This is a genomic window from Wenxinia saemankumensis, assembly GCF_900141735.1.
GTDB lineage: Bacteria > Pseudomonadota > Alphaproteobacteria > Rhodobacterales > Rhodobacteraceae > Wenxinia > Wenxinia saemankumensis.
In genome coordinates this window covers 559,681-576,399 of the sequence record NZ_FQYO01000003.1, presented here as the reverse complement: position 1 = coordinate 576,399, position 16,719 = coordinate 559,681, and the positions used below count along the sequence as shown (strand labels likewise).

The 16,719-nt window shown below is 74.0% G+C and carries 16 protein-coding genes; 10 read left to right on the top strand and 6 right to left on the bottom strand.

All coding sequences use genetic code 11. The features are described from left to right. Positions 1 to 99: 99 nt before the first annotated feature. Both BUE30_RS10350 and trpA read left to right on the top strand, forming a co-directional pair. Positions 100 to 522, top strand: a complete 423-nt coding sequence (locus tag BUE30_RS10350) for a VOC family protein (RefSeq protein WP_073329674.1) — start codon at positions 100 to 102, stop codon at positions 520 to 522. A 351-nt stretch (positions 523 to 873) separates the two neighbouring features. Beyond that, positions 874 to 1,665: a tryptophan synthase subunit alpha gene (gene trpA, locus BUE30_RS10345; protein WP_073329671.1), complete on the top strand. Its 792-nt coding sequence runs from the start codon at positions 874 to 876 to the stop codon at positions 1,663 to 1,665. 356 nt (positions 1,666 to 2,021) lie between these two features. Here trpA and BUE30_RS10340 read toward each other — a convergent pair whose 3' ends face one another. Continuing rightward, the gene (locus BUE30_RS10340) at positions 2,022 to 2,792 is read right to left on the bottom strand and encodes a ZIP family metal transporter (RefSeq protein ID WP_073329668.1); all 771 of its coding nucleotides are present in this window, start codon (positions 2,790 to 2,792) and stop codon (positions 2,022 to 2,024) included. A gap of 164 nt (positions 2,793 to 2,956) precedes the next feature. Here BUE30_RS10340 and BUE30_RS10335 point away from each other — a divergent pair, with 164 nt between their 5' ends. The 4 genes from BUE30_RS10335 (at position 2,957) to BUE30_RS10320 (ending at position 7,140) form a co-directional block, all read left to right on the top strand. Continuing rightward, complete coding sequence (locus BUE30_RS10335; protein WP_073329665.1) at positions 2,957 to 4,129, top strand: alpha-hydroxy acid oxidase; 1,173 nt, start codon at positions 2,957 to 2,959, stop codon at positions 4,127 to 4,129. Positions 4,130 to 4,472: 343 nt separating this feature from the next. Next, a complete protein-coding gene (locus BUE30_RS10330) occupies positions 4,473 to 5,144 on the top strand; it encodes a 50S ribosomal protein L25/general stress protein Ctc (protein ID WP_073329662.1) in 672 nt (223 codons plus the stop codon). A gap of 245 nt (positions 5,145 to 5,389) precedes the next feature. Next, on the top strand, positions 5,390 to 6,103 hold the full coding sequence (pth, locus tag BUE30_RS10325; protein WP_073329659.1) for an aminoacyl-tRNA hydrolase: 714 nt from the start codon (positions 5,390 to 5,392) through the stop codon (positions 6,101 to 6,103). Continuing rightward, positions 6,100 to 7,140: a DUF2332 domain-containing protein gene (locus tag BUE30_RS10320; protein ID WP_244526328.1), complete on the top strand. Its 1,041-nt coding sequence runs from the start codon at positions 6,100 to 6,102 to the stop codon at positions 7,138 to 7,140. Before pth ends, BUE30_RS10320 begins: the two co-directional genes overlap by 4 nt. Here the strand turns inward: BUE30_RS10320 and BUE30_RS10315 are convergent. Then, entirely contained in the window at positions 7,137 to 8,168 is a 1,032-nt protein-coding gene (locus BUE30_RS10315; RefSeq protein WP_073329656.1) for an NAD(P)/FAD-dependent oxidoreductase, read from the bottom strand. The two genes, BUE30_RS10320 and BUE30_RS10315, sit on opposite strands and share 4 nt — an antisense overlap. Before the next feature lie 64 nt (positions 8,169 to 8,232). Here BUE30_RS10315 and mnmC2 point away from each other — a divergent pair, with 64 nt between their 5' ends. Beyond that, the gene (gene mnmC2, locus BUE30_RS10310) at positions 8,233 to 8,922 is read left to right on the top strand and encodes a tRNA (5-methylaminomethyl-2-thiouridine)(34)-methyltransferase MnmC2 (RefSeq protein ID WP_073329654.1); all 690 of its coding nucleotides are present in this window, start codon (positions 8,233 to 8,235) and stop codon (positions 8,920 to 8,922) included. A 325-nt stretch (positions 8,923 to 9,247) separates the two neighbouring features. After that, the gene (locus BUE30_RS10305) at positions 9,248 to 10,117 is read left to right on the top strand and encodes a DMT family transporter (protein ID WP_073329651.1); all 870 of its coding nucleotides are present in this window, start codon (positions 9,248 to 9,250) and stop codon (positions 10,115 to 10,117) included. A 93-nt stretch (positions 10,118 to 10,210) separates the two neighbouring features. Here the strand turns inward: BUE30_RS10305 and BUE30_RS10300 are convergent, their stop codons facing one another. Continuing rightward, positions 10,211 to 12,325, bottom strand: coding sequence for a lytic transglycosylase domain-containing protein (locus tag BUE30_RS10300; protein ID WP_073329648.1), 2,115 nt, complete (start codon positions 12,323 to 12,325; stop codon positions 10,211 to 10,213). Between the two features lie 192 nt (positions 12,326 to 12,517). Between BUE30_RS10300 and dapA the strand changes: the two genes are divergently transcribed. Continuing rightward, on the top strand, positions 12,518 to 13,387 hold the full coding sequence (dapA, locus tag BUE30_RS10295; RefSeq protein WP_073329645.1) for a 4-hydroxy-tetrahydrodipicolinate synthase: 870 nt from the start codon (positions 12,518 to 12,520) through the stop codon (positions 13,385 to 13,387). A gap of 204 nt (positions 13,388 to 13,591) precedes the next feature. On the opposite strand, the gene BUE30_RS10290 is transcribed toward dapA, so the two are convergent. The 3 genes from BUE30_RS10290 to BUE30_RS10280 form a co-directional block, all read right to left on the bottom strand. After that, on the bottom strand, positions 13,592 to 14,488 hold the full coding sequence (locus tag BUE30_RS10290; protein ID WP_073329642.1) for an MBL fold metallo-hydrolase: 897 nt from the start codon (positions 14,486 to 14,488) through the stop codon (positions 13,592 to 13,594). Between the two features lie 75 nt (positions 14,489 to 14,563). Then, a complete protein-coding gene (locus BUE30_RS10285; protein ID WP_073329639.1) occupies positions 14,564 to 14,959 on the bottom strand; it encodes a DUF4864 domain-containing protein in 396 nt (131 codons plus the stop codon). A gap of 370 nt (positions 14,960 to 15,329) precedes the next feature. Further along, positions 15,330 to 15,749 carry a tellurite resistance TerB family protein gene (locus BUE30_RS10280; RefSeq protein ID WP_073329637.1) on the bottom strand — a complete coding sequence of 140 codons (420 nt, stop codon included), beginning with the start codon at positions 15,747 to 15,749 and terminating at the stop codon, positions 15,330 to 15,332. A 57-nt stretch (positions 15,750 to 15,806) separates the two neighbouring features. Between BUE30_RS10280 and BUE30_RS10275 the strand changes: the two genes are divergently transcribed. Continuing rightward, positions 15,807 to 16,691 (top strand): aminoglycoside phosphotransferase family protein, encoded by an 885-nt coding sequence (locus BUE30_RS10275; protein WP_073329635.1) that lies wholly within the window; start codon positions 15,807 to 15,809, stop codon positions 16,689 to 16,691. Positions 16,692 to 16,719: the final 28 nt, after the last annotated feature.

Below are 16,719 nucleotides of genomic sequence, written 5' to 3'. Positions count from 1 at the left end.
ATGGGCGAGGGTCCGCCCGGCGTCAAGGACGGGGCTTGCGGGGCGGGCCGGCGCGGCACCATTCTCGCCGGATGACGCAGGGTAAGATAGCTCGATTCCATGCGGGTCGCGACCCCCTGTCTCTTCCACCCCGGCACCTGCCGCGAGGCGTTCACCGCCTATGCCGGGATCTTCGGCACCCGGGCCCCCGACATCACGGGCTTCGACGAGCCCCCCCCGGACGGGACGCGGCCCGCCGCGCCGGAGGGAGCGGTGATGCATGCCGCCCTCGATCTCGGCGGCTCCCGGATCTACGGCAGCGACGACGTGGGCGGGACGCCCCCCGCCCCGATGGCCGGCTGCAACGTCCACATCGCCTTTCCCGGGTTCCACGTCGCGAAGGGCGTCTTCGAGCGCCTGGCGGAGGGCGGCGAGGTCCGCATGCCCTTCCGGGCGGAATTCTGGACCCCCGGCTTCGGCGCCCTGTCCGACCGTTGGGGCATCCGCTGGATGGTGTCGGTCGAGGACGGGGACGCGTCCTGAACCGGAGCCGGGCCAGCCCGGCGCGCGTCCGCCCGGCCGGCGCGAGGGTCGGCACCGGGCGGGCCGCTGCCGACGGGATGGAACGGCCCACCGTCGCGACGGACGTCCATCCCGCACGCGGTGCCGGCCCGCCCGGGCCGGACTGGCACCGCCGATCGCGGCGCCGGTCACGGTCCGCCCGCGAGGCCCCGGCACCGAGGGGGCCCCCGTCGCCCCGGCGGCCCCGGACGGATGCGGGACGGGTGCGGGACGGGTCCGGCACGCCCCCGATCGCCCGGCGGCGCCCCATTGATCTTCGCCGCGCGCTGTCCCACACATTCCGCCGGACAGCGCGAGGGGGAGACAGAGGCCATGACGCGGATCGACCGCCGTTTCGAGAAGCTGCGCAGCGAGGGGCGCAAGGCCTTCGTCTCCTACGTCATGGCGGGCGATCCCGACTACGCCACCAGCCGCGACATCGTGCTCGGCCTGCCGGGCGCGGGAGTCGACGTGATCGAGCTCGGCCTGCCCTTCACCGACCCGATGGCCGACGGCTCCACCATCCAGCTCGCCGGCCAGCGGGCCCTCGGCAGCGGCCAGACGCTCGAGAAGACACTGCAGATCGTGCGCGAGCTGCGGGCGACGGACGACGAGACGCCCGTCGTGATGATGGGCTACTACAACCCGATCTATTCGCGCGGCGTGGAGCGTTTCCTCGCCGAGGCGAAGGAGGCCGGGATCGACGGACTGATCGTCGTCGACCTCCCCCCCGAGGAGGACGACGAGCTCTGCATCCCCGCCCAGAAGGCGGGCCTGAACTTCATCCGCCTCGCCACCCCTACGACCGACGACCGCCGCCTGCCGGTGGTGCTGCAGAACACGTCCGGCTTCGTCTACTACGTCTCGATCACCGGCATCACCGGCGCGGCCGAGGCGCAGGCCGACCTCGTCGCGCCCGAGGTCGCGCGGATCAAGGCGCAGACCGACCTGCCCGTCATCGTCGGCTTCGGCATCCGCACGCCCGAGACGGCCGAGGCCATCGCCCGGATCGCCGATGGCAGCGTCGTGGGCTCGGCCATCGTCTCCGAGATCGCCAAGGGCCGTCCGGTCGCCGAGGTCCTGGACTACGTCCGCGCCCTCGCCGACGGCGCCCACCGGGCCTGAAAGCGCGATCGGGCCGCACCCGCCCCGCCACGCCAGGCCAGGCCAGGCGAGGCCCCGCCAGGCTAGGCCTCCCCCCGCCTCCCCCCAGACACGCGCCCGTCCCCGCTCCTATCCTGCCCGGACCATTCCCCGGGCGCGGGGGCCGGCCCCCGCTCCGCCGCCGGCCCCTTCGCCCGGGGCCGCACCCCGGCGATCAGCGGATCCTGCCCCCCGCCGGACCGACCTGCCGACCCTCCACCGGCGCCGGGCGCCCGGACGGCACCCGCCCCTGCTCTTATCTTGCCCGAAATACTCCGGGGGTGCGGGGGCTGGCCCCCGCTCCGCGGCCTGCCGGACGCCGCTGCGCCGGGCAGGCCTCACCCCAGCGTCACGTCGAGCAGCATCATCACCACCAGCCCGACGATCAGCCCCGCCGTCGCGCGGTGCTGGTGGCCGTTCCGATGCGTCTCGGGCACGATCTCGTGGCTGATGACGTAGAGCATCGCTCCGGCGGCGAAGGTCAGCCCCCAGGGCAGCAGCGCGTGGCTGACCGAGACGAGCGCGGCGCCGACGAACGCGCCCAGCGGCTCGGCCGCACCCGAGGCCAGCGCGGTGAGGAAGGCCGTCCGCCGCGAATAGCCGAGGCCGGTCACCGCGACGGCGACCGCCAGCCCCTCCGGCATGTCCTGGATCGAGATGCCGGTCATCACCGACAGCCCGTTCGCCTGCCCCTCGCCGAAGGCGACGCCGATCGACAGCCCTTCGGGGAAGTTGTGGATCGTGATCGCGATCACGAAGAGCCAGATCCGGGCCACCGCCTCGGTGTCGCGCCCTTCGGGGCCGGTCCGGAAATGCTCGTGCGGGATCGTCGCGTTCAGCCAGGCGACGAAGCCGGCGCCGAGGACGATGCCCGCCCCCGCGATCAGCGCCGCGACCAGCTCGGACCCCGTGCGTTCGGTCGCGACGTCGATCCCGGGCAGGATCAGCGAGAAATAGGCCGCGGACAGCATCACGCCGGCGGCGAAGCCCAGCATCGTGTCCGAGGCGCGCTGCGACAGGCTGCGGCCGATCAGGGCGGGAAGCGCCCCGATCGTCGTCGCCGCCATCGCGACCAGCCCGCCGAGCGTGCCGAGAAGGATCGTGTCCATGCGCCCGCCGGGCCCCGTCTGCTGTCGTGGCGCCGTCCTGCCCACACGCGGGGCAACGTGACCTCCTCGGGGCCGGCGGCAAGTCCCGCCGCGATTGCACCCGCCCTCCGGCCCGGCTACCCCATCATCCGGCGCCAGCCCGACCGCCGCCGCGAGGACCAGCCATGCCCGTCATCACCTGCATCGACGACCTCAAGGCGCTGCACCGCGCCCGGACGCCGAGGATGTTCTACGAATATTGCGAGAGCGGCTCCTATACCGAGCAGACCTTCCGCGAGAACACGGCCGATTTCGACCGGATCCGGCTACGGCAGAGGGTGGCGGTGGACCTGTCGGACCGCTCGACCGCCTCCACCATGATCGGGACCGACGTGGCGATGCCGGTCGCGCTCGCCCCCGTCGGCATGTGCGGGATGCAGCGGGCCGACGGCGAGATCAAGGCCGCCCGCGCGGCCGAGGCCTTCGGCGTGCCCTTCACCCTCTCGACCATGTCGATCTGCTCGATCGAGGACGTGGCCGAGGCGACCCAGGCGCCCTTCTGGTTCCAGCTCTACGTCATGCGGGACGAGGCCTTCGTCGACGACATCCTGGCCCGGGCGCGGGCGGCGGGCGTCTCGGCCCTCGTGCTGACGCTCGACCTGCAACTCCTCGGCCAGCGGCACAGGGACCTGAAGAACGCGCTGACCGCGCCGCCGCAGCCGACGCTGGCCAACGCCATCGACATGGCCGATCCCCGCCGCTGGCGCTGGATCGCCGAGATGCTGGCCACGCGGCGGCGTACCTTCCGCAACATCGTCGGCCACGCGAAGGGGGTCGAGAACCTGTCCGAGATCCACAACTGGACGGCACAGCAATTCGACCCGCGGCTCGACTGGGACAAGGTCGCGCGGATCCGCGACGAATGGGGGGGCAAGCTGATCCTGAAGGGGATCCTCGACCCCGCCGATGCGGGCCGCTGCGCCGATCTGGGCGCCGACGCCATCATCGTGTCGAATCATGGCGGCCGCCAGCTCGACGGCGCCCTCTCCTCGATCCGCATGCTCCCCTCGATCCTGCGCGAGGTCGGCGACCGGACCGAGGTCTGGATGGACGGCGGCATCCGCAAGGGACAGGACATCCTGAAGGCGATCGCCCTCGGCGCGAAGGGGACGATGATCGGCCGCGCCTACCTGCACGGGCTCGGCGCGATGGGCGAGGCCGGCGTGACCCGCGCGCTAGAGATCCTGCGCAGGGAGCTCGACGTCACGATGGCCCTCTGCGGCGAGCGCGACGTGCGGAACCTCGGCCGGCACAACCTGCTCGTGCCGGGGGACTTCGAGGGGAGCTGGCAGGAGTGAGGGGGGCCGCCCCGCTCCGCCACGCTCCCCCGGCCCGTCTGCGAAGACCCCGACGACCCGGACCCGAGGGCCGCCGGCCCGGCCTCCCGGCTGCGCCCCGCCCTATCCTCGCAGGGATCGCGAATATCCCGGCCGGCCGGTGCCGCCAGGACCGACATCCGGCAGGCACGCTCGTGCCGGCCGTCCTTCCTCGGCGGCGTTCGCAAGGATCCGCCCCCCCTCCGCGCCAGCGCCCGGCCGGCACGACTTCCCGCTTTCCCTTCCCCCGATTCCGCGCTAAGGGCGCCGCTTCAACCGGGCCCTACACCCTTGGAGGAAGGCCCTTAACCGAAAGGATCGCATCATGGCCGGTGAAATTCCCGACCTGATCGCCCAGGAACGGACGGGGACAGGCAAGGGGGCCGCCCGTCAGGCTCGTCGTGACGGCCTCGTTCCGGGCATCGTCTATGGCGGCGGCATCGACCCGCTGCCCATCAACCTCGACTTCAACAAGCTGCTGACCCGCCTCAAGCAGGGCCGCTTCCTGTCCACGCTGTTCAACCTCAAGGTCGAGGGCCAGGACGACGTGCGCGTGATCTGCCGCGGCGTGCAGCGCGACGTGGTCAAGGACCTGCCGACGCATGTCGACTTCATGCGCCTGCGCCGGACGACCCGGGTGAACCTGTTCATCCATGTCGACTTCCAGAACGAGCGCGAGGCCCCCGGCATCCGCCGCGGCGGCGTGCTGACCGTGGTCCGTCCCGAGGTCGAGCTCAACGTGCTCGCCGGCGAGATCCCCGAGCAGATCGTCGTGGACCTGACCGGCCGCGAGGTCGGCGACGTCATCCACATCAACGACGTGACGCTGCCCGAGGGCGCGAAGCCGACGACCGACCGGAACTTCGTGATCGCCAACATCTCCGCCCCGTCGAGCCTGCGCGGCGCCGACGCGGAAGAGACTGACGGCGACACCGCCGCCGACGATGTGCCCACCACCGAGATGGGCCCGCCGGACGGCGAGGAAGCCGAAAGCTGAGACGACCGGACGGGGCCCTGCGGGGCCCCGTTCTTCTTCCGCCATCGGGCCGCCCGCCCCGGGGCCCGCCGGCAGCGCGCCGGGCCCGTCCCGCCCGGGGCGCGCCCGTCTCTGCCGCCCCCCCCTGCGGCAGGCCCTCGGCCCCCGATTGCCGGGGCCGCACCCGGCAGGTCGCCCGCCCTCGATCCCCGGGGGCGGCCCTTCCCGCACTGGCGCCGCCGCCGCCGCTTCGCTATCTGGATGGCATGAAACTCTGGGTCGGCCTCGGAAATCCGGGCGCGAAATACGCGCGCAACCGTCACAACATCGGCTTCATGGCCGTCGACCGAATCGCGTCGGATCACGGCTTCACCCCCTGGCGGTCGAAGTTCCAGGGCGAGGTCTCGGACGGCAGGTTCGGATCCGAGCGGGTGACGCTGCTGAAACCCGGCACCTTCATGAACCTGTCCGGCCAGTCGGTCGGCGAGGCGATGCGCTTTCTCAAGCTGGAGCCGGCCGACGTGACGGTGTTCCACGACGAGATCGACCTCGCCCCCGCCAAATGCCGATTGAAGAGCGGCGGGGGCCATGCCGGCCATAACGGGCTGCGCTCGATCCACCAGCATGTCGGGCCCGATTACGACCGCGTGCGGCTCGGCGTCGGCCATCCGGGCCACAAGGACGCGGTCCCGGGCTACGTCCTGCGCGACTTCCCCAAGGCCGACGAGGACTGGCTGGACGATCTGCTCCGGGGTCTCTCGGACGGCGCCCCCGATCTTGCGGCCGGCGATGGCGGCAGGTTCCTGAACGCGGTCTCGCTGCGGATCGCCCCGCCGCGATCGGGTGGGGGGGTGCAGGCCGGAAAGGGACCCGCCGCGCCGGAGACGCCCCCCGGCCCCGCGCCCGATCCCGCCCCGGACCCGAAGCCGGAGCCCGACGACCGCTCCCCGCTGCAGAAGCTGGCGGACCGCTTCCGGTGAGCGCGGCCGCCATGCGCGCGGCCTTCGCCGACCAGGCCCTCTCCTGCGACGCGCTCGGCTCTCCGTTCATGGGGCGGCTGATGCGGCTCTTCGCCGAACGCGACTGGCCGGACGGCGCCGTCGCCCGGCGGCTGGCCAGGTGGGAGGGGGACGTGACCTCGCGCGGCCAGTCCGTTCCGCTGCGGATCGCCGGGGCGCTGCACGCGCGCGTCCTGCAGGGCGATTCCGCCCTCTCCGCCGCCTACCCGCCGAACGCGGTCCCGGACGACGCGCTCTGGGCGGCGGTGGCCGAGGCGCTGGTCCGCGAGGCGGACCGGCTGGACACGTGGCTGGACAGCCCGCCCCAGACCAACGAGGTGCGCCGCGCCGCCGCCCTGATCCCGGTCGGGCACTGGCTCGCCGCGCGTTTCGGCCTGCCCCTCACACTGTGGGAGATGGGGGCCAGCGCAGGGCTGAACCTGATGTGGGACCGCTTCGCGCTGCGGGCGGGCGGGGTCCGGCTCGGCCCCGGGGACGCCGCCCTGACCCTCGCCCCCGACTGGGTGGGCGACCTGCCGGCGCCGGCCGGGCCCCGCATCGCCGCGCGGCGCGGGGTCGATCTCAACCCGCTCTCTCCGCGCGAGGACGCGCTGCGCCTGACCGCCTATCTCTGGCCCGACCAGCCGCACCGGCTGGCCCTGACCCGCGCCGCCATGGCGATCGCCGGGGCGCAGGTGGACCGGGGCGATGCCGGCGACTGGCTCGCCGACCGTCTGGCAGGACCGGCGGAAGGGACCTGCCGGATGGTCTTCTCGACAATCGCCTTCCAGTACTTCCCGGCCCGCCTGCAGGCCCGGATCGCCGCGGACATGGACGCGGCCGGGGCCCGGGCCACCGACGCCGCCCCCCTCGCCTGGTTCGGGATAGAGGCGGACGGATCCGGTCCCGGCGCCGCGCTGACGCTCCGGCTTTGGCCCGGAGAGGCCGCGTTCGCTCTCGGCCGCGCCGATTTCCACGGCCGCTGGATCGACTGGCGCGCGCCGTCCCCCGGCCCCTAGTACGAGGCTTCGGGACGGAACCCCTCCGGGATCGCGGGCCCCGCCTCGCCCAGCACCAGCGCCGCCGCGGCCTCCCCCGCGAGCGGGGCCATGCCGAAGCCGATCTTGAACCCCCCGTTCAGGACGAGGTGACCCGGCCGCCCCGGCCAGGGCCCGATCATCGGCGCGCGCGACCGCGCCCTCGGGCGCAGGCCCGCCCAGCGGCGCAGCACCGCCGCCCCCTCCAGCGCCGGCAGGATCGCGCGGGCCCGGGCGATCACCGCCTCCAGCGCGCCGTCGGTCGCCGCGGGATCGGACCAGTCCCGCTCGGTCGTCGATCCCACTGCGGTCGTGCCGTCGGCATGGAAGACGATGTGCACCCCCTGCGCGAAGAGCTGCGGCGCCCCCGGCGCGGCGAAGTCGAGAAGCGCGGCCTGCCCCTTGATCCCCTGTCCCACCGGGCGCGCCCGCCCCTCCGACAGCGCGGCGAGGCCGGCCGCCCCGGTCGCATGGATCACCGCGCCCTCCTCGCGCCCCTCCGCCGCGACCTCCCCGCCGAGGGCGACCAGCGCCGCCGCCATCGCCGCGACGGCGCGCGCCGGGTGCAGCCGCGCGCTCAGCGTGTCGCGGACCCAGAGCCCCGTGGCCGAGGGCGGCGCGATCGGGCCTGGCGCATCGGTCACCTCCCAGATCGCCCGCCCCTGCCAGAGCGCCGCCGCGCCCGCCGCCCGCTCCCGCGCGCGCTGCAACGCCGCCGGATCCTCCAGCGGCTGCAACCGCCCCGTCGCCCCGTAGCCGGTGGAGAGGCCGGACGCCGCCTCGATGTCCGGCCAAAAGGTGCGGGCCATGAGCAGGCTCTCCAGCTGGAACGCCTTCTTGTCGTTCCATGCCTCCGGCACGTGCGGGGCGAGCGCGCCGACGAGGCCGCCCGACGCCCCGGCGCCCGGGCCGCCCGGGTCGATCACCCGCACCGACGCGCCCCGCCGCCGGCAGGCCAGCGCGGCCGACAGGCCGAAGATTCCGGCCCCATGGATCGTCACGTCCACCATGACCCGGCGATACGCCGCCCGCCGGGAATTGCCAATTCCCCGCCCCCGGCGCAGGGTCCCGCGCATGGAGCGGCAGGCGGCAGAGCTGGACTGGACGGCGGAGGGCGTGCCCGTCTCGCGCCGCTTCGACGATCCCTATTTCTCGCTCCAGGACGGGCTGGCCGAGACGCGGCACGTCTTCCTCGGCGGCTGCGACCTGCCGGCCCGGTTCCGGGACGGCTTCGCCGTGGCCGAGCTGGGGCTGGGCTCGGGGCTCAACCTCCTCGCCCTGATGCGCGCCTGGGCCGGGGCCGGCGCCCCCGGCCGGCTGACCTATACGGGGTTCGAGGCCTTTCCCATGACAAGGGCCGAGGCCGCCCGCGTCCATGCCGCCTTCCCCGAGATGGCGCCGGAGAGCGCCCGCCTCCTCGCCGCCTGGGAGGGACTGGTGGCCGGGATCGGTTCCGGGGAGGCCGCCGATCTCGGCGACGGGATCGGCGCCCGGGTGATCCGGGGCGATGCCCGGCGGACCCTGCCCGACTGGCCGGGCCCGGCCGACGCCTGGTTCCTCGACGGATTCGCGCCGGCCCGGAACCCCGAACTCTGGGAGGCCGGGCTTATGCGGCAGGTGGCGGCGCGCCTCGCCCCCGGCGGGCGCCTGGCCACCTACAGCGCCGCCGGCCATGTGCGCCGCAGCCTCGCCGAGGCGGGCCTGCAGGTCGAGCGCCGCCCCGGCTACGGCCGCAAGCGCCACATGACGGTCGCCTGGCGATGAGCGCCCTCGCCGCGCCCCATCGCGCGCCGGCCCGCGGCGCGGCGCCGGACCACGCCCCTGCCCCGCACCGCGCGGCCGCCGCCGGCCCCGCGGGCCGCGTCGGCCGGTCGGCACGCCCCCTCGCGGCCTCCACCCGCCTCGCGCGCCCCGGCCCGCTCTTCGGCCGACCGTCCTGCTCCCCGCCCTCCTCCCCACCCGGCCTCCCTCCTTCGCAGGGTCCGGAAATACCGCGGGGGGTCAGGGGGGCAGAGCCCCCCTGCCTCCGCCGGCGGCAGCCGCCCCGGGCCCGCAGGGCCCCGGGGACACCCCCCCAGGAAGGACCGCGATGACCTCCGACACCCGCGCCGGCATCCTGCTGATGACCGCGACGACCTTCGTCTTCGCCGTGCAGGACGGACTCTCCCGGCACCTGGCCGAGACCTACAACGTGCCGATGGTGGTGATGATCCGGTTCTGGTTCTTCGCCGCCTTCGTGATCCTGATCGCCCGGGCGCAATCTGGATCGATCCGCGCGGCGGCCCGCACCTCCCAGCCCGTCGTGCAGGCCCTGCGGGGCGTGCTGCTGGTGGCCGAGATCTGCGTGATGGTCGTGGCCTTCGTGGTCCTCGGTCTGGTCGAGAGCCACGCCGTCTTCGTCTGCTACCCGCTGCTCGTCGCCGCGCTGTCGGGCCCGATCCTCGGCGAGCGCGTCGGCTGGCGGCGCTGGGCGGCGATCGGGGTGGGGTTCGTCGGCGTCCTGATCATCCTGCGGCCCGGGGCGCAGGTCTTCTCGCCCGCCGCGCTCATCCCGCTTGCCGCGGCGGCCATGTTCGCCACCTACGGCCTCCTGACCCGATACGTCGCGCGGCGCGACCGGGCGGCGACCAGCTTCTTCTGGACCGGCTGCTCGGGCGCCGTGGCCGCCACCCTGATCGGCATCCGGTTCTGGGAGCCGATGAGCGGCCCGGACTGGGGCCTGATGGCGGTGCTCTGCCTGACCGGGGCTGGTGGGCACTGGCTGCTCATCCGCACCTACGAGGTGGCGGAGGCGAGCGCGGTCCAGCCCTTCGCCTACCTGCAGCTGCCCTTCGCGGCCGCGATCGGCCTGACGCTGTTCGGCGAGCGGCTCGACCCCGCCGTCGCCCTCGGCGCGGCGCTGGTCGTCGCGGCCGGGCTCTTCACCTTCTGGCGCGAGCGGCGGGTCGCCCGCCAGTGAGACCCCCGCCGGACCTCGCCGGACCGCCCCCCCGGCCCACCGACCCACCGGCCCCGGCAAGCCGCCAGCGCCGGCCCGCCCGGGCGGGCCGGGTCAGCTCTCCGGTCGGGCGATCGGGCGCAGCCAGCCCGTCCCGACCGGCTCGGGCGGCGTCGCGGCCAGATCGGTCGCGGCGGCCTCCGCCGGGGCGGGGGCGGACGGGGCCGGCGTGCCGGGACGGATCGCCGGCCGTACCGCGCTGTCCGGCGCGGCGACCGGGGGCAGCTCGCCCCGCAGCAGCGACAGGAAACCCGCCTGCCCGCCCTGCCCGGCCAGCCGGGCCCGGTAGACGGGGATCGATTCGGTGACCCGCATCACGTAGTTCCGCGTCTCGGTGAAGGGGATCTCCTCGATCCAGTTCACCACGTCGATCGTGGACTCGCGGGGATCGCCGTAATCGCGCACCCAGCCCTGCGCCCGGCCGGGCCCGGCATTGTAGCCGATCGCCATGATGACGGGGCTGTCGCCGAAGCGCACGTTCAGCATCTCGAGGTAGCGCGTCCCGAGCCGGGCATTGTATTCCCAGTCGCTGGTCAGCCGGTCGCGCGCATAGGGCAGGCCCAGATCGCCCGCCACTTCCTGCGCCGTGCCCGGCATCAGCTGCATCAAGCCGAGCGCCCCGACGGGCGAGCCGACGCCGATGTTGAACTCGCTCTCGCGCCGGGCGATCGACAGGGCCAGCGCCGTCTCGACCGGCCAGTCGCGCTCCGCCATCTCGTGCAGCGGGAAGTAGAGCTGGGGGATGATGATCCCGCGGGCCGCCGCGCTCTTGCCGACGAGGACGGTGAGCCATGTCTCCTCCCGCGCGGTCAGCCAGCCCCCCAGCGCCTCCAGCCCCTCCTGCGGGAAGGTCCGCGCCATCTGAGTGACGAACCGCCAGGCGGTGCCGCGCTCTCCCGCCGCGAGGGTCAGCTCCATCGCCTGCCAGAGCTCGCCCGCGGCCCAGTCGGACCCCTCCCAGGGGGTCAGCGGTGCCGCGCCGGCCACCGAATCGTCGAGGGCGCCGCCGATCTCGTCGAGCGAGAGCAGCCCGTAATAGGCGGTCTGGTGGACCGCCCCGCGGGCGAAGGCGGCACGCGCCTCCTCCTCCCGCCCGGCCGCCCGGAGGGCGCGGCCGGTCCAGTATTCCCCGCGCGAGACCGAGATCGGCCCCTCGACCGAGGCGAGCAGCCTGTCGAAATGGAACAGGGCCGCCTCGGGCCCCGCCTCGTAGGTCAGGGCGATGTAGCCGGCGAGCCATTCGAGGTCGGCGTAGTAATCGCCCTCGGTCAGGAAATGCTGCGCGGCCAGCCGGTAGGCCAGCTCCGTCCGCCCCTCGCGCATGTGCCAGCGGGCCAGGGTGGCGCGCCAGCTCGCCCAGCGGAAAGGCTGCCCCAGGGCCTCGGCGCTGCCGGTCTGGTCGAGCAGGATCCCGGTCGCGCTGTCGTAATCGCCCCGGCTGGCGAAGCGGTTGAACCGGGCATTGGCGAGACCGGGATCGCCCTGCAGCGCGGCCGGCACCGCCGCCAGCCGCTCGGCCGCGTCGCCGGTATCGCGGATCAGCGCGATCCGCGCCTCGGCCAGCAGCCGCTGGTCGGGATCTAGGAAGTCGAGCAGGCGCTCGGCATCCGAGGTGCGCCAGCGCCAGAGCATGGCATCGGCCCGCGCCGCGTGATGCGGCCCCAGCATCGTGCCATGCGCGGCCAGGATGTCGGCCTGCGCCTCTGCGTCGAGGCCGAGCGTCAGCCAGGCCTCGACCACCGCCGCCTCCGCCTCTTCGGCGCGGCCCTCCGCCTCGAGCGCCCGGGCGAGCGCGAGCACGCCCTCCGCGGTCGTCGGCGCGGTATCTGCGAAGAAGGCGATCACCCGGGCGGGGTCCGCCCCGGCCGGGATCGCCCGCTCGCCGGTCTCGCGGACCGCGTCCAGGTCCGGCCAGTCCGGATGGGCGGCGAGAAAGGCCTCCACCTCGTCCCAGGTGGCGTTGCCCTCGTCGTCGCGCAGCCGCTCCCATTCGATCAGCGCCCCGGCGACCGGACCGACGCTCTCGGCGAGGGCGGCGGCCCTGGCCCATTCGCCGGAATCGGCCGCCTCGAGGGCGGCGCCGAAATCGGGCGAGCCGGCCTCCTGCGCGGCGGCGGCCAGCGGCGGGCCGGCCAGGAGGACGAGAAGGGCGAGGCGGGGAAGGGTCATGCGGCGCTCCCTGACGCGGGCTTTGCGGGGTCGTCGTCTATGGCTCGTCATCGGCCGGCGCCTTTCGGGACCGGCCCGTTCCCGCGCATAGCGCGAACGGGCCCGCGGCCCAAGACACGAACTTGGCAACCGGGGCGGGGGCGACTAGGGTCCGCGCGATTTGTCGCCACCCGCCCCGAAAGGTCCGGCCCCATGTTCAAGGGTTCCCTGCCCGCTCTCGTCACCCCCTTCCGCGACGGCGCCGTGGACGAGGAGGCGTTGAAGGCGCTGGTCGACTGGCATGTCGCGCAGGGCTCGCACGGGCTGGTCCCCGTCGGCACGACCGGCGAGAGCCCGACACTCACCCACGAGGAGCACGACCGCGTCGTCGCCATCGTGGTGAAGCAGGCGGCCGGCCGGATCCCGGTCATCGCGGGCGCGGGGTCGAACAACACGGTCGAGACGGTGCGCCTCGTCCGGGCGGCGAAAGCGGCCGGGGCCGACGCCGCCCTCGTCGTGACGCCCTATTACAACAAGCCCACCCAGGCCGGGATGATCGCGCATTTCACCGCCGCCGCCGAATGCGGCCTGCCGATCGTGATCTACAACATCCCGCCCCGCTCGGTCGTCGACATGACGCCCGAGACGATGGGCGAGCTCGCCCGCCACGAGTTCATCATCGGGGTGAAGGACGCGACCGCCGACCTCGCTCGCGTGCCGCGCACCCGCATCGCCTGCGGGACGGACTTCGTGCAGCTCTCCGGCGAGGATCCGACGGCGGTGGGCTTCAATGCGCAGGGCGGGGTCGGCTGCATCAGCGTCACCGCCAACGTCGCGCCCGCGCTCTGCGCGCAGCAGCAGGAGGCGACGCTGGCCGGCGACTACGCCAAGGCGCTGGAGATCGCGGACATCCTCGCCCCGCTGCATTTCGCGATCTTCCGCGAGCCGGGCGTCTCGGGCGTGAAGCACGCGATGTCGCTGCTGGACCTCTGCACGCCCGACGTCCGCTCGCCGCTGGTCCGGCCGAGCGAGGGCACGCAGGCCGAGATCCGCCGCGCGATGGAGGGGGCCTGCCTGCTCTAGCAGGCGGGTCCCCCGGCTCGGGTCGGGTGAGCGAGCCCACCATTCCGGCGCGACAGCCGGGGCCGGCACCCCATACCATTCCGGCGCGACGACCGGGCCAGGCCGACCCACCGGCCCCGGGCGCCGGCAAGGGCCGGTCCCTCCACCCCGCCCGACGGCGGACGCCGCCATCCGCCGCGCCCGGCACCGAACGGCCGCGCCGGTTCAGAACCGGTTCAGCGGCACCTTCAGGTAGGAATGACCGTCCGCCTCGGCCGGCGGCAGGCGCCCGCCCCGGAGGTTGACCTGCAGCGCCGCGAGCATCCGGTCGGGCAGCTTGAGCGTTGCGTCCCGCGTGTCGCGCAGGTCGCGGAACGCCGCCTTGGTGACGCCCCCGCCGACATGCGCGTTGTGCGCCCGGTGATCGGCGACCGTCGCCTCCCAGGCGGGTTCGGACCGATCGCCGACGGGCGGGTAGTCGTGGCCGACGAAGAGCCGCGTCCCGTCCGGCAGGGCGAGGATCGCCATGAGCGAATCGTAGAGTTCGGCCGAGGATCCGCCGGGGAAATCGGCCCGGGTGGTGCCGGCATCGACATGCATGAACGTGTCGTGGACGAAGGCCGCGTCACCCGCGACATAGGTGATCGACCCCATCGTGTGCCCGGGGCTCAGCATCACGCGGATCCCGATACCGCCCACCGACAGGGTCTCGCCGTCCGCGAGCAACCGGTCGAAATCCCGGTCCGGGTCGAACGCGTCCGGCAGATGGTAGAGATCGGCCCACAGCGCCGCGATGTCGCGCACCTTCTCGCCGATGGCGATGGGGGCGCCGGTCCGCGCCTTCAGCCAGGCGGCGGCCATGAGGTGATCGGCATGGGGATGGGTGTCGAGGATCCAGGCGATCTCCAGCCCCTGTGCGGCGCAGAAATCCAGGACCTTCTGCGCGCTATCATGCGAGGCGCGCGCCTCTGCCGGGTCGTAGTCCTGCACGATGTCCACCAGCGCCGCCTGCCGCGTGGCCGGGTCGGCGAGGACATACATCACGCTGCCCGTCGCCTCGTGGTGGAAACCCGTGACCTCGGGAGATCCCGGGCCGGTCGAGGGCGAGGTACGGCTGAACATGGGGCGCCCCTTCGTATTCAAGTTACGGAATATGTAGACCCTCACATCGCCGTGTAAAGCCCTGCCGGCAAGCGCTCAGACGCCGAGTTCCGGCGCCGGGAGCAGCGTGACGCCGTCTATCTGCCACCCCTGCGGCGTCTCGACCATGTAGTAGTCGAGCATGTGGATCGCCCCCTCGGCATCCGTCACCATGACCCGCTGCACCTGCCTCTCGCCGCGCGGCTCGCGCTGCAGGAAGCGGGCCTCGGAATTCGTCCAGACCATCGGGTAGCCCTGCTCGACCATCTCCCCGAAATTGCCGGGCGTGCCGAACATGCCCCGGATCATCGGGCTGGCGAAGCTCCAGGCCGTGCCGACATCGCGGTCGTTGAAGGCCTCGAGCTGGGACGAGATCACGTCCTCGATCGCGTCCTGCGCGACGGCCGGCGCGGCGGCGAGGACGAGGGCGGCGGTCAGGGCGGCGAGGCGCATGGCGTTCTCCTTCAGGCTCCCCCGAGGATACGGCCGGCGCGGCGGAAGAGTTTCACGATGCGGTGAGACGCCTGGGCGCGAAACAGGGGCGGCCGGTGTCGCGCCAAACCCGGGCGACGGCGGGAGCCGCACCCGCGCTGCCGTGGTCGGGGGGCAGGGGGGACGAGGCCGTTCCACGGGCGGAGAGGATGCGGCAGCCGCAGCGGCGGGATGGACCTGGCGGAACCGGACCGCGCACGGTCCCGCCGCCTGCCCGTGGTTGCAACCCGGGGGCGTGCGGCCGCCGCGCAGCAGTTCCGGCAGCCCCGCCCCTGCCATGCCAGCCACCCGGCCCGGCCCAGATGTCCGGATCCGCCCGGCCCGCCCTGTCCTAGAGCACCTGGTAGCGCGCCCGGGCGCCGCGTTCGATCGCGGCGCCGTGCAGGCGGTCGATCCGCAGCTCGTCGCGGATCTCCTCCAGCATACGGGCCTCGGCGCTCGTGATCCGGCCATCGGCGGCGGCGACGTCGCAGGCCAGGGCGTAGGCGGTTTCCCACAGGCGGTCGGGCAGCACGTCGCGGATCAGGTCGAACAGCGCGTCGAGGCCGTCCTCCTGCTCGAGCAGGCCGAACACCGTCCGGCTGACCGCCGGAATGTGATCCGGGTCGTAATCGGCGAAGACCGGCAGGTTGTTTACGATGTTGGTGATCGTCACCAGCTCGGCGGTGCGGATCGTCTCGTCCGAGGCGGAGACGGCGATCATCAACGCCACAAGCGCGTCGGTCGGCTCGAAGGAGGGGGTGTCGATCATCGGGATCTCCGTGGATAGTCGCCCCATGGAATAGGAAGGGCGGGGGGCCCTCGCAAGATGAACGAACGCGGGACCGGCCTTGCGGCGCTGCAGCGCGCCCGGCCCGGCGATGCCAGGCTGCGCCGTGCGCGGGCGCTGCTGGCCCGGTGGCAGGCGGTGCCTGAGGGGGCGGCGCGCCTGTCGGGCCTCAACCTCCTCTGGCCCGCGCGACTGGCCGGGCAGCCGGTCCTGCTGAAGCTGGCGCGCGCCGATGACGACGAGGCCGGGGCCGGCGCTTTTCTCGCCGCGCTGCGGGGGGACGGCGCGGTGCGGATCCTGCGGCGGCAGGGGCCGGCCACGCTGATGGAGAGGCTCGCCCCCGTGGGACCGTCCCTCGCCGCGATGGTGGCGGACGGCCGGGCCGATGCCGCCACCCGGATCCTCGCCGCCGCCGCGCGGCGGGTGATCGCCCGGCGCATCCTCCTGCCGACGCTGCTGCCGTGGGAGGGCCGGGCCGGGACGCTGACCGACCATCTCTCCGCGGGGCGGGTGCCGCCGGAGCTGCGCCCCGCCTTCGCCCGCGCCGCCGCCCTGTCGGCCGAGATCGCGGCCGGCCCGCGCGGCGACTGGACCGGGCTGCACGGCGACCTGCACCACGGCAACCTGATCCGCGACCGCGTGCGCGGCTGGCTGCTGATCGACCCCAAGGGCCTGCTCGGTCCGCCCGGCTACGAGATCGCAAACATCCTCGGCAATCCCTTCCCCCTGCCCCCGACCCGCGCCCGGATCGACAGGCAGGCCGACGTGCTGGCCGAGGCGGCGTCCCTGCCCCGGAAAGAGGTGCTGCGCTGGACCTGGGTGCATGCCGCCTACGGCACGGTCTGGAGCCTGACAGATGCAGACCGCCCGCACTGGCAGGCGGTGATGGAGATCGCGGACGATCTGCGCGGGCGCGGCGATTGAGTCTCTCCCTCCCGCGCCGTATCAGGGC